The following is a 12983-nucleotide window of genomic DNA, read 5'->3' as shown; positions in this document are numbered from 1 at the left end:
GTCGTGCGCGCGAAAAAACGCAACCTGTCGCACGGTCCCCGTGATTGTCGATAAGGAGAACTCCATGAAACGTAGGGACGCCTTGCGTTCAATGGGCGCGTTGTTTGCCGCTGCCGGCCTTGCCAAAGTCGGTGCAGTGGAACTCAAGTCAGTGCCGCCAGAAACCGGCCTGACCCGCGAGATGCTGCCATCCCCGGTCATGAGCGGTGGCCAGGGCAATGTCTTCAAGGGCCAGGCGCGCGCCACCCTGACGGCCGTGTTCGACCGTCTGATCCCCCACGACGAGCTGGGCGCTTCCGCCAGCGAGGCCGGCTGCGTCGACTACCTCGATGCGCAGATGAACGGGCCTTATGGCGAGTCGAAAGACTTGTACCTGGACCAGCCGCTGCGCGCCGATGAATCACAACTGATGGGCCTGACCATCAGCCTGCGCACCCGCCGCGACTACACACTGGCCGGCCTCGACTTCATTGACCGGCACGCCCGCCAACTGCATGGCCGTGCCTTTGCCGAGCTCGACGGCGAGCAGATGGACGCAATCCTGCGCCAACTGGATGAAGGTCGCCTGGACTGGGAAGGCGCCGGTAGCGGCAGCCGTTTGTTCGAATTCCTGCTGCTCAGCGTGCGCGAAGGCTATTTCGCCGACCCGCTCTACGGCGGCAATCGCGGCATGGTCGGCTGGAAGCTGGTTGGTTTCCCCGGCGCCCGTTACGACTACCGCCAGTACATCGACCGTCGCGGTCAGAACCTGGGCCTGGAGCCCATCAGCCTGATCCCGGTGAGCTGAGGCCAGAGGAAAACAATATGGCAATTACACGTAAAAAAGCTGACGTGGTGATCGTCGGCCTGGGTTGGGCCGGCTCGTTGATGGCCGACGAACTGACCCGCGCCGGGCTGGAAGTGGTCGCCATCGACCGCGGCCCGTGGCTGGACACCTCCACCGACACGCCGCCAGCCGTTGACCCCGACGAACTGCGCTGGACCATCCGCCGCGAACTGCTGTTGCAACCAGGCGACTATACGCTGACGTTCCGTAACCATTCCGGCCAGACAGCCGTGCCAACCCGCGAACTGAAAGCCTTCCAGATGGGCAAGTCGGTGGGCGGCGCAGGCTTCCACTGGGCAGGCATGGCCTGGCGCTTCTCGGAGTGGGACTTCCGCGTGCGTTCGGCGACCATCGAGCGCTACGGCGCCAGCAAGCTCAAAGGCCTGGAGCACGTGCAGGACTGGGGCATTACCTACGCCGACCTCGAGCCGTTCTATGACCGCTTCGAGCGTATCGCCGGCATCTCCGGCGTCGCCGGCAACCTCAACGGCGAGATCCGCCCTGGCGGCAACCCGTTCGAAGCCCCGCGCAGCCGCGAGTTCCCGACCCCGGCGCTGAAAGATTCGCGTTTGATGCAGATGTACCGCGACAGCACCGCGCAGATGGGCCTGCACCCGTTCTATATTCCGGTAGCGCATGTGGGCTCCGCCTACGTGAACCCGCTGGGTGTGAGCATGGCACCGTGCACCTACTGCGGCTATTGCATGTTCCACGGTTGCGGCAACTATTCGAAATCTTCGCCTCAGGCTTGTGTTATCCCGGCGCTGATGCGGCGCAAGAACTTCACCCTGATCACTCAGGGCTATGTGACGAAAATTCACAAGTCCGAAGACGGCAAGACCGCCACCGGCGTCAGTTACTTTGACGAGCAGGGCCGTGAAGTGGTTCAGCCGGCCGATATCGTCTCGCTGTGCTCGTTCACCTACGACAATGCCCGTTTGATGCTGCTCAGCGGCATCGGCCAACAGTACGACCCGGTCAGCCAGACCGGCACCATCGGCCGTGCCTACAACTACCAGACCTGCGCCGGTGCGCACGTATGGTTCGAGGACGAAACCCTCAACCCGTTCATCGGTGCCGGTGGCCTGGGTATCCAGGTGGACGATTACAACGGCGACAACTTCGACCACAGCCAGCTCGATTTCATCGGCGGGGCAGGGTTGCTGACAGTCTCGCGCGAAGGTATGCCGATCGGTCGCGCCGGCCTGCTGCCGCCGGGCAGCCCGCGTTGGGGCAAGGGCTTCAAGCAGACCTACAAGGACAACTACCAGAATTACGGGATTATCTTCGGCCAAGGCACCTCAATGCCTGCCCGTGATGCCTACCTGTCGCTGGACCCGAACTACAAGGACCGTTGGGGCACGCCGTTGCTGCGCATGACCTTTGACTGGAACCAGAACGACCGCAACATGGCCCGCTTCATCGAGCAGCGTGCCGTGGACATTGGCAAGAAGATGGGCGCAAAGCATGTGCACACCTTCAACTCTGCGGCCAAATCCTGGAGCCCGTACGACGAGAACTCCAACCATACGCAGGGCGGCATGATCATGGGCGAAGACCCGCGCACCAGCGCGGTCAACACCTACCTGCAGAGCTGGGACGCGCACAATGTGTTCGTGGTCGGCGCTTCGGCGTTCCCCACCAACGCCGGCTACAACCCCACCAGCACCGTGGGCGCCCTGGCCATCCGCACGGCCCGGGCGATCCATGAGAAGTACCAGCACAACCCCGGTTCCCTGGTGTGAGGCCTGCGATGATCAACAAGAAAAACGCCCTGATCGGCGGCGGCGTGCTGGCCCTGGCCGGCGCCGTGATGCTCGGCCTGGTGATCCAGGCCAATTCTACCGCGCGTTCCGACATGGCCGATGATTCAGTACGCCTGAGCGATTTCCGTTCGCCTGACGCAGCCTTGATCAAGCGCGGCGAGTACGTGATGCGTTCGGCGGACTGCGCGGCCTGCCATACCGCCAAGCACGGTGATTTTGCCGGTGGCTACGTGATCGGTACACCGTTTGGTGACATCCAGTCGTCGAACGTCACGCCTGACCGTGAAACGGGCATCGGCAATTATACCGAGCGCGACTTTTTCAATGCCGTACGCCAGGGGCGGGGCCGGCACGGCATGTTGTTCCCGGCTATGCCGTACACCGACTACACGCGCATGAGCGATGAAGACCTGCATGCCCTGTGGGCATTCTTCAGCACACTTGAACCCAAGGCCCACAAGGTCGACGAGCTGGCGGGCATGAATTTCCCGTTCAACCAGCGCCTGTTGATGGCTGGCTGGAACTGGATGTTCTTCGAGAACAAGCCGTTCGTGCCGGACCCGGCGCAAAGCCCGGAATGGAACCGTGGCCGCTACCTGGTGGACGGTGCAGGCCATTGCGCTGCCTGTCATAGCCCGCGTAACGGGCTGGGCGGGCCCGTGGTCAGCGAAGCGTTGTACGGCGGGCTGGTGGGTACCTGGTTTGCGCCGAACATTACCAATGACCGGCACCTTGGGTTGGGCGACAGCTCGGTGGAGCAGATCGTCGACTACCTGAAAACCGGCAGCGATGGTGTGGCGGTGGCCAGTGGGCCGATGGCCGAAGCCATCGAGAACTCCACGCAGCATTTGACCGATGCTGACTTGCGTGCCATTGCCGTGTACCTGAAGTCGCTGCCTGGCAGCGGGCTGCCGGCACCTCAGGCAATGGCAACCAGTGATGCCCGCATGCAGCGTGGCGGGCAAGGGTACGAAGTGCACTGCTCCGCTTGCCACGGTACTGCGGGTGAGGGTGTGAGCCATATGATTACCGGGTTCGCCGGTAACAAGGCGATCCTGGCCGGCAATACCGATACGCTGACCAGTGTCGTGTTGGGTGGGGCGCGTGCTGTGCATACCCACACCTACGTCACCGGTGCAGGCATGCCGGCGTTCGACTGGAAGCTTAGCGATGGCGAGATTGCCGACATTCTTACCTTCATGCGCAACAGCTGGGGCAACAGTGCAGCGGCGGTGACCGCCGAGGAAGTGGCAAAAATGCGCAAGCAGCTGGATTTGCCCGAGCAGATGCGCGCCAGCGTTCAGTAAACAACCTGTTCCGGCCCATTCGCGGGCACAGCACTGGCCTCAAGGCTGTGGAGGTCTCTGTGGGAGCGGGCTTGCCCGCGAATGGGCCAGAACAGGCAGCACACCAATAACAAAGAGAACATCATGTTTGCTTTCAAATACCGCGCCCTGCTGGTCGCCATGACCTTTGCTCAAACGGCCCACGCAGCCGACCTTTTCGACAGCAATTCCCCTTGGGCCTTGGGCGATTGGAACGGCGTTCGCAGCGACCTGGCAGAGCAGGGCATTGATTTCGAATTCGCCTATGTGGGCGAGATCGGCACCAATCTAGGTGGCGGCTACAACAACGATCGCAGCGCCAGCTACGCCGACCAATACTCGCTTGGCGCGCGCTTCGACCTGCACAAGCTGCTCGGCTGGCACGACGCACGCTTCCAGTTGACCGTCGCCAATCGCAACGGCGACAACATCTCCAACGACCGCGTCGGCGATCCTCGGGTCGGGACTCTCAGTTCGTCCCAGGAGGTCTGGGGACGGGGCTCGCATTGGCGCATGACCCAGCTGTATTACCAGCAGGCCTTCTTCGACCGCCGTCTGGACATCAAGGCGGGCCGCTTCGGCGAGGGCGAGGACTTCAACAGCTTTGACTGCAACTTCCAGAACCTGACGTTCTGCGGCTCGCAGGTCGGTAACTGGGGAGGCATCTGGTACAACTGGCCGATCACCCAGTGGGCCTTGCGTGTCAAGTACCAGCTCGCGCCCGAGCTGTTCGCCCAGATCGGCGTGTACGAGCAGAATCCCTCGAACACCGAGAACGATAACGGCTTCAAGCTCAGCGGCAGCGGCACTGAAGGGGCCGTGGTGCCGGTAGAACTGGTATGGCAGCCGCGCATCGACGGCCTGCCGGGCGAGTACCGCGCCGGTTACTACTACAGCAGCGCCAACGCCAAAGATGTACTGAAGGACGGCAACGGCCAGCCGGCGGTGCTCAGCGGCGCTGCCTACCGCAGTGCATCGAGCAAGCACGGCCTGTGGCTGGGCGCGATGCAGCAGGTCACCCGCGAGGCAGCTGATTCGGCGCGCGGGTTGAGCCTGTTTGCCATGGCAACGATGCATGACAAGAAGACCAGCAAGGTCGACCACTATGTGTCTGTGGGCGCTGTGTACAAGGGGCTGTTCGCTGCGCGGCCCAAAGATGACATAGGTCTGGCGGTGTCCGAAGTGCATGTGAACCCGGCGTACCGGAAGAACGCGGCGCTGACCAACCAGGCCAACGGCGTAACGGATTACGATGACCCTGCTTACCTGCCGGTGCAGGAAACCGAATACAACGCCGAGTTGAATTATGGCGTGCATGTGACCGACTGGCTGACCGTGCGGCCTAACCTGCAGTATGTGCGCCATCCGGGCGGGGTACGGCAGGTCGATGATGCATGGGTAGGTGGGCTGAAGGTCCAGGCAACATTCTGACCGTCATGCTCCGGCTATGCCCTGTGCGTGCTGTCTAGGCGCCAGGGCGCTGTAACTCGACGAACAACCAGTCACGAAAATGTTTGACCGCCTCGGGTTGTCGCTGACGGCGTGGATGCACCAGATAATGCCCGACGATTCGGATCGAGTTGCTCAGCTCCCGCAAAGGGCTCACCAACTGGCCTGTCGCCAACTCGCGGGCAGCCAGCAAGTCGGATTCGATGATCACACCCAGCCCATCCACAGCGGCCGAGATGCTGATCGAGCTGCGGTCGAAAGCCAATGCATAGTTGCGGGGTATGGGCATACCGTTCGCGGTGAACCACTCCCGCCACTGACCCGCCGAGCCGTCGTTCTGGATCAACAGCTGTTTGTACAGGTCCTGGGGGTGGCGGATGTGCTCGGCCAGGGCAGGGCAGCACAAGGGCGTGAGCTGTTCGATATTCAGCGGCGCTATTTCGTGCTGCTGAGCGCCTGGATGGCCATAGACAATGTCGAGATCGAAGTCGTCGTTGTCGAATGTTGCGTAGTTCGTGCTCGCGGAAATATGCAGGTCTATATGCGGATGCTTGTGCATGAAGCCTGCAATCCGGGGTACCAGCCACTGGCTGGCGAATGTAGGCGCCGCATGCACGCGCAACGGCACCGATTTCTCGGCCGTGGCCAGAGTGAACCCGCGGCTCATTTCCTCGAAACCCCGCTGAATATGCTCCAGCAGTAATGCGCCCGCGGCTGTGAGCTCGGTGTGACGCGTATTGCGGATGAACAGCCCGACTCCTGCCGTCGCTTCGAGTTTGCGAATCGCGTGGCTGACCGCGCTCGCGGACAGGTCCAATTCGCGTGCCGCCTCTACAAACGAGCAATTTCTGCCAGCTGCCTCAAACACTCGAATGGCAGGTAACGGTACGCGCTTAAGCCACTTCATAGGTGAATCCTGTTCATTAACCGAGGAATTTAAACCTTTTGTCGCATGCGCATTTTTACACCAAGATCGCGCCACTGCTCAATTCGTTGCAATCAGGAGCATTCGTCCGCCTGACTCATCGATGATTGAAGGTCACCAATGGAGAACAATATGACCGAGTGTTTCAACGAACACCTGGCGCGAATGTCCCAGCATGCCTGGCGCATCCGCCGTTTCGCTTTGCGTATGGGCGAAGTACAGGGGCAAGGGTATGTCGGGCAGGCGCTGGGCTGGGCCGACGTCCTGGCAGTCGCCTACTGCCATGCCATGAACATCCGCCCCGACGAGCCGGAATGGGAAGGGCGTGACCGTTTCCTGCTTTCCCATGGGCATTACGCGATCGCCCTTTACGCAGCGTTACTTGAAGCCCGCATTCTGCCGGAGGAGGAGTTGGAGACCTACGGCTGCGACGACAGCCGCTTGCCGATGTCCGGCATGGCCACCTACACGCCAGGCATGGAAATCTCCGGCGGTTCACTTGGCCAAGGCCTGGCAATTGCCGTCGGCCAAGCGCTGGGTCTGCGGTTGAAGGGCAACCAGGCGTTCGTCTACAACTCGATGTCCGATGGGGAGCTGGACGAAGGTGCGGTGTGGGAAGCAGCGATGTCGGCTGCACACCACAAATTGGGCAACCTGATCAATCTGGTAGACATCAACCGCCAGCAGGCCGACGGTCCATCGCACGACATCCTGCAGTTCGAACCCCTGGTGGACAAGTGGGTAGCCTTCGGTTGGCATGTACAGCGCGTTGACGGCAACGACCTGGCTGCGGTCATTGAGGCCTTCGACATTGCCCGCGCTGTGGCCGATGACAAGCCCCGGGTAATCCTCTTCGATACGTTGATGGGTAAAGGCGTGCCGTTCCTCGAGCAGCGCGACAAGAACCATTTCATTCGCGTCGAACCGCAAGAGTGGCAACAAGCCCTCGCCGACCTGGATCAGATCTACGCGCCAAGGAGCTCCCTGTGACTGCTGCCACGCCCGCCAAACCGAAACTCACGACCTCTTCGATGATGGCTTCCATCGCAGCTGAAGGGCAGCGCACCACCGCGGCGCCGTTCGGTCATGCACTGGTCCGCGAAGCGCAGAAAAACCCGCGCATCGTCGGCTTGACGGCTGACCTCGCCAAGTACACTGACCTGCACATCTTCGCCCAGCGCTATCCGGAGCGCTTCTTCCAGATGGGTATGGCCGAGCAATTGCTGATGGCCGCGGCTGGAGGCATGGCCAAGGAAGGTTTCGTACCGTTCGCCACCACCTATGCGGTATTCGCTACTCGCCGTGCCTACGATTTCATCCACCAGGTGATCGCCGAAGAGCATCTCAACGTCAAGATCTGCGCTGCGCTGCCCGGCCTGACCACCGGCTACGGTCCGAGCCACCAGGCCGCCGAAGACTTGGCAATGATGCGCGCCATCCCGCAGATGATGGTCATCGACCCGTGCGACGCACTGGAGACCGAGCAATGCGTGGCGGCGATCGCCCAGCACCAGGGCCCGGTGTACATGCGGCTGCCGCGCGGCCGCGTGCCGCTGGTGCTCGACGAGTACGACTACCAGTTCGAACTGGGCAAGGCCAAGCTGCTACGCGATGGCAAGGATGTACTGATCATCGGTTCCGGCCTGATGACCATGCGCGCCCTCGAAGTGGCCGAGGCACTGGACAAGCACCGCATCGAAACCGCGGTGCTGCATGTGCCCACCATCAAGCCGCTGGATGTGACGACCATCCTCGAGCAGTGCCGACGCGACGGCCGCCTGGTAGTGATCGCCGAGAATCATAGCCAGATCGGCGGGCTGGGGGAGGCTATCGCCTTGGCGCTGCTGCAGGCTCGGGTGTTCCCTGAAGTGCGTCATGTGGCGCTGCCCGACCAGTTCCTTGATGCCGGTGCATTGCCGACCCTGCATGACCGCTACGGCATTTCCACAGAAGTGATGGTGGCCAATATCCAACGCTGGTTGGGCTGATAGCCCGTCGCGAATCTGGCCGTCCTGACTTGAGCGCCCGCTGCCCGGGCCTGCATGGCGGCCTCAGTTTGGCTCCACCCTGAATCGTCCGAATAATTACAAAGGTACCGACGATGCAAAAAGACCCAGGTCTGTTGCGCCGCAAACGTGTCTGGATTTACGCGTTTCTTTTCACGCTGACCCTGATCAACTATGTTGACCGCGTGTCGCTCTCTGTGGCCTCGAAAGTGCTCAAGGAGGAGTTCGACATTTCTCCGGTAGCCATGGGCTACTTGTTTTCTTCTTTCGTGTGGCTCTACTTCCTCGCCTTGATTCCCATGGGCTACCTGGTTGGGCGCTTCGGTCCCAAGAAGGTCAACGGCTACGGTATCGGCGTATGGTCGGTGGCCACTGCATGTACGGCGCTCTCCACCGGCTTCATCTCACTGCTGAGCTGCCGGCTGATCATGGGCATGGGCGAGGCCACGACCTATCCCGCTGGCGCGCGGGTCATCCGTGAATGGATGCCTCTCAAGGAGCGGGGCCTGGCTACGGCAGTGTTCCACAGCGGGAGCCTGGTCGGCCCGGCCATAGGCGCGGTCGGCTTTGGTTGGCTGATCAGCGCGTTTGGCTGGCGTATCGCTTTCGTGGTGGCCGGCGCGCTTGGCTTCGTCTGGCTGGCGGCATGGTTGAAGTGGTACAGCCATCCGTCCAAGGCGCCGTGGCTCGATGACGCCGAGCGTGAAGAAATTGCCTGTGGCGGCGTGGGGCCGAACCCTGCTGCCGGGCAGCCGATGGCGCTGGGCCTGAAAGGCTTGGCGCGGTCCAGCAGCATGTGGGCGATCGCCCTGTCCCATGGTTGCGCCGTTTACGCCACGTATTTCTTCCTGACCTGGCTGCCGAGCTATCTGCAGGCTGAAAAGGGCCTGACCGTTATGTCCAGCGGCCTGTATACGGCGATCCCGTACCTGGGCGCGGCCATTCTCGCCATCGTGATCGGCCGGTTGAGCGACAAGGCCATGCGTCCTGGCGCGGCCGAGACGGGCCAACGGCGCATGGTCGTCGCGAGCGTGCTGTTGGCCTCTTCGGTGATTTTCCTGGTGCCTGCCATCGAAAGTACCTGGGCCATTCTGTTTGTCATCACCTTGTCGCTGGCCACCTGTGCGTCCGCCATCTCGCTGAACCTGTCGCTGGTGAATGACCTGGTGCGTTCTGAAGACGACGTTGGCACCGCTGCCGGTTTCATCACTGCGGTCGGCAATCTGTTCGGGTTGCTGGCGCCGATTGTCACCGGTTATGTGGTGGCAGGCTCCGGTAGCTTCGCCTTGGCCTTCGTGGTGGTAGGCGCGCTGCTGGTGGTGGGTGCGATCCTGGCGATGTTCTGCACTCGCCGGCCTATCGGGGTGATGTCGGTTTCCCCCGCCGCAGCTGTTTGATCGTTTAGTGAATGGAAGGAAGCAGTAGCGTGATGTCTGAAGCTAGAAGTATGTCTCGCAGCGATGCCCGTGGCTCACGCGGTTCGAGTCGCGGTTGGCAGGTCGCGACATGGGCGGTTGCCCTGGCGCTTGGCGTGTTCGGGCTGGCAATGTTCGGCGGTGGTGTATACCTGATGACCCTTGGCGGCAGCTGGTATTACGGGCTGGCAGGCGCCGGCTCGGTGCTGTCAGCGGTGCTGTTGATGATGCAGCGGCGTAGCGCGCTGTACCTGTTCGCAGTGATCTGGAGCCTGACGGTGGTCTGGGCGTTGTGGGAGGTCGGCCTGGACTGGTGGGGCCTGGTGCCCAGGCTGGTCGCCATGACCGTGATCCTGCTGCTGATACTGACCCTGTCTCCGGCCCTGCGTCGTCCTGCTTGAAGAGGTATTCCATGTATTTCCCTCGCAACCCCGGCGGCACGCTTGCCCTCGCGATCTCCACTGCGCTGCTCATGCCGCTGGCCAATGCCGAACAAGCCGCCGTTCAACCCCAGGTCGGCGCTGACTGGCCGTATTACGGTGGGGATCATAATGCGCAGCGCTTCAGCCCGCTCAAGCAGATCACACCGCAGAACGTAGGGCGCCTCGAGCGAGCCTTCGTCTATCACACCCGCGACTTGCCCAACCCCGGCGCGCGATACTCTCCCGAAACCACGCCGCTGAAGATCGGCAACGACCTGCTGATGTGTTCAGCCAAGAACATCCTCATCTCGATCGATGCTGCCAGCGGCAAGGAGAACTGGCGTCACGACCCTGGTGTCCCCGACCAGGCAATCCCGCACGCTGCCGCTTGCCGGGGCGTAGCCGTGTACACCGCGCCGCAACTCCCAGAGAACGCCCAATGCCACAGTCGTGTGATTGAGGCGACCCTGGATGCCCGTCTGATCGCGGTTGACTTGCGCACCGGTGAAGTGTGTCAGGACTTCGGCCAGAATGGTGCCGTGGATCTGTGGCAAGGTCTGGGCAAGAAGGTGCCCGGCTGGTACGCGGTCACCGCGCCACCGACTATCGTCAATGGCATAGTGGTGACTGGCGCACAGATTCGCGATGGCCAGGACGAAGACGCGCCTTCCGGCGTCATCCGTGGTTTCGATGCATACACCGGTGAGCTCGCCTGGGCGTGGGATCTGGCCAACCCGGATAACGTCCATGGCCCCGCCGAAGGCGTCACCTATACCCGCGGCACGCCGAACATGTGGACGGCGGCAGTGGGCGACGAACAGTTGGGCTACGTGTACCTGCCGATCAGCAATTCTTCCATCGATTACTACGGCTCGAACCGCAGCGAAGCCGAGAACAAGTACTCGACCTCGCTGGTGGCGGTAGACGTGAGGACCGGCAAGGACGTCTGGCACTTCCAGACCATCCGGCATGATGTGTGGGACTACGACCTGGGCAGTCAGCCGACCTTGCTCGACTACCCGGGCAATGATGGCAAGCCGGTGCCAGCGGTGCTGTTGCCGACCAAGCAGGGCGATATCTATATCCTTGACCGCGCCACCGGCGAGCCGCTGGTTCCCATTAGAGAAGTCAAGGCGCCGAAGGGCGGTTCGGTCGAGCCGGAGTTTCTGGCCGACACCCAGCCGACCTCCGAATGGCACACCTTGCGTAAGGCGCCCAAGACCGAAGCCGACATGTGGGGCTTTTCGCCGCTCGACCAATTGATGTGTCGTATCCAGTTCCGCCAGGCCAACTACGAAGGCTACCTGACGCCGCCCTCGGTGGACCGCCCGTGGATCCAGTACCCCGGCTACAACGGCGGCTCGGACTGGGGTTCGGTGGCCATCGACCCCGTGCGGCGCCTGCTGATCGCCAACTACAACGATATCCCCAACCTCAACCAGCTCGTCCCGCGGGACAAGGCCAATGCCTTGGGGCTCAAGCCGATCTATGCGCCCAAGGCTGACGAAACCTCACAGAGCAAAGCCGGCAGCAAGGCAGGCAAGGGGGAGGGTGGCGCATCGATGTATCCGCAGGTCAATGCCCCTTACGCCATCAGCGTGAATGCTGGTTGGCGTAACTGGCGTACCGGGGTGCCGTGTTCGGCGCCACCTTACGGCGGCATCCGTGCCATCAGCCTGGACACGGGCAAGACCGTGTGGGATGAGCCTTTGGGCACTGCTCGGCGCAACGGCCCGTTCGGTATACCTTCGCATCTGCCGGTCAACATCGGGTTGCCGAACAACGGCGGCAGCGTGCTGACAGCCGGCGGCTTGACCTTCATCGGCGCGGCCACTGACAACCTGTTCCGCGCCATCGACACTCAGACTGGTGAAGTGCTGTGGGAGGACGTGCTACCTGTCGGTGCGCAGGCCAACCCGATTTCCTATGAAGTCGACGGTCAGCAGTACATCCTGGTGTCCGCTTCCGGCCATGCGTTCATGGAGACCGGCACCGGTGATGCAATCATCGCCTACAAATTGCGCAAGTGAAAAAAGGCCGGGGTGCCAGGCGCGCCCCGGCCAGGCGGTAGACTGGAAAAGGAGGTAAGTATGGACCTGGGCTTGAACAACAAGCGGGTATTGGTCAGCGGGGCTTCGCGCGGTATTGGCCGGGCAATCGTCGAACTGATGCTGGAGGAGGGTGCGCGGGTCGAGTTCTGTGCGCGTGGCGAGGCCGGTGTCGCAGCAGCGAGCGTTCACTTTGGTGAGCGTGCGTTTGGTTCTGTGGTGGATGTCACCCGGGCTGAGTCAGTGTCCGGTTGGGTAACGGCAGCTGCGCAGCGCATGGGTGGGCTGGACATCGTCATTCCCAACGTCAGTGCACTGGCCGGTGGCGAAGACCTCGACATCTGGCGGCAGGCCTTTGATACCGACCTGCTGGGTAGTGCGGCGATGGTTAAGGCGGCACTGCCTGCTCTGCGCGCTTCGCAGGCACCGTCGATCGTGTTTATTTCCAGCGTATCAGGGCGCGAGGTGGACATGTTCGCCGAGCCCTACGGGATTCTCAAGGCCGCGTTGCTGCATTACGCCAAGACCCTTTCAGCCCGCCACGCCAGCGAAGGCATCCGGGTAAATTCGGTATCCCCTGGCAACGTCTATTTTGCTGACGGGGTCTGGGGCAGCATCGAGCGCGATCAGCCTGATACCTTTGCTCGCTGCCTGGCGCAAAACCCGCTGGGGCGGATGGCGTCGCCTCAGGAGGTGGCCAATGCGGTGGTATTCCTTGCTAGCCCGGCAGCCAGCTTCACCACGGGTACCAACCTGTTGGTCGACGGTGGGCTCACTCGAGCGGTGCAGTTCTGAGCGCTG

At 62.1% G+C, this 12983-nt stretch carries 11 protein-coding genes; 10 read left to right on the top strand and 1 reads right to left on the bottom strand.

The genetic code is table 11. The features are described from left to right. Positions 1-64 precede the first annotated feature (64 nt). The 4 genes from ACI2KG_RS05415 to ACI2KG_RS05400 all read left to right on the top strand — a co-directional run bounded on the left by ACI2KG_RS05415 (position 65) and on the right by ACI2KG_RS05400 (position 5348). Positions 65-787 (top strand): gluconate 2-dehydrogenase subunit 3 family protein, encoded by a 723-nt coding sequence (locus tag ACI2KG_RS05415; protein ID WP_404661111.1) that lies wholly within the window; start codon positions 65-67, stop codon positions 785-787. A gap of 17 nt (positions 788-804) precedes the next feature. Further along, on the top strand, positions 805-2571 hold the full coding sequence (locus ACI2KG_RS05410) for a GMC family oxidoreductase (RefSeq protein ID WP_404661110.1): 1767 nt from the start codon (positions 805-807) through the stop codon (positions 2569-2571). Between the two features lie 8 nt (positions 2572-2579). Next, complete coding sequence (locus tag ACI2KG_RS05405; protein WP_404661109.1) at positions 2580-3899, top strand: c-type cytochrome; 1320 nt, start codon at positions 2580-2582, stop codon at positions 3897-3899. 123 nt (positions 3900-4022) lie between these two features. Beyond that, positions 4023-5348, top strand: a complete 1326-nt coding sequence (locus tag ACI2KG_RS05400; protein WP_404661108.1) for a carbohydrate porin — start codon at positions 4023-4025, stop codon at positions 5346-5348. Between the two features lie 34 nt (positions 5349-5382). On the opposite strand, the gene ACI2KG_RS05395 is transcribed toward ACI2KG_RS05400, so the two are convergent. Further along, complete coding sequence (locus ACI2KG_RS05395; protein WP_404661107.1) at positions 5383-6273, bottom strand: LysR substrate-binding domain-containing protein; 891 nt, start codon at positions 6271-6273, stop codon at positions 5383-5385. Positions 6274-6423: 150 nt separating this feature from the next. Here ACI2KG_RS05395 and ACI2KG_RS05390 point away from each other — a divergent pair, with 150 nt between their 5' ends. The 6 genes from ACI2KG_RS05390 to ACI2KG_RS05365 all read left to right on the top strand — a co-directional run bounded on the left by ACI2KG_RS05390 (position 6424) and on the right by ACI2KG_RS05365 (position 12977). Beyond that, entirely contained in the window at positions 6424-7281 is an 858-nt protein-coding gene (locus ACI2KG_RS05390; protein ID WP_404661106.1) for a transketolase, read from the top strand. A 41-nt stretch (positions 7282-7322) separates the two neighbouring features. Next, positions 7323-8279, top strand: a complete 957-nt coding sequence (locus ACI2KG_RS05385; RefSeq protein ID WP_404661147.1) for a transketolase family protein — start codon at positions 7323-7325, stop codon at positions 8277-8279. A gap of 113 nt (positions 8280-8392) precedes the next feature. Then, positions 8393-9694: an MFS transporter gene (locus ACI2KG_RS05380; protein ID WP_404661105.1), complete on the top strand. Its 1302-nt coding sequence runs from the start codon at positions 8393-8395 to the stop codon at positions 9692-9694. Positions 9695-9744: 50 nt separating this feature from the next. Beyond that, positions 9745-10113: a glucose dehydrogenase gene (locus ACI2KG_RS05375; protein WP_404661104.1), complete on the top strand. Its 369-nt coding sequence runs from the start codon at positions 9745-9747 to the stop codon at positions 10111-10113. 11 nt (positions 10114-10124) lie between these two features. Then, positions 10125-12164 carry a pyrroloquinoline quinone-dependent dehydrogenase gene (locus ACI2KG_RS05370; RefSeq protein WP_404661103.1) on the top strand — a complete coding sequence of 680 codons (2040 nt, stop codon included), beginning with the start codon at positions 10125-10127 and terminating at the stop codon, positions 12162-12164. Positions 12165-12224: 60 nt separating this feature from the next. Continuing rightward, complete coding sequence (locus tag ACI2KG_RS05365) at positions 12225-12977, top strand: SDR family NAD(P)-dependent oxidoreductase (RefSeq protein ID WP_404661102.1); 753 nt, start codon at positions 12225-12227, stop codon at positions 12975-12977. Positions 12978-12983: the final 6 nt, after the last annotated feature.

It is taken from the genome of Pseudomonas sp. NPDC089407, from assembly GCF_044900445.1.
Classification (GTDB): domain Bacteria; phylum Pseudomonadota; class Gammaproteobacteria; order Pseudomonadales; family Pseudomonadaceae; genus Aquipseudomonas.
This window is presented reverse-complemented; position numbering and strand designations above follow the sequence as displayed.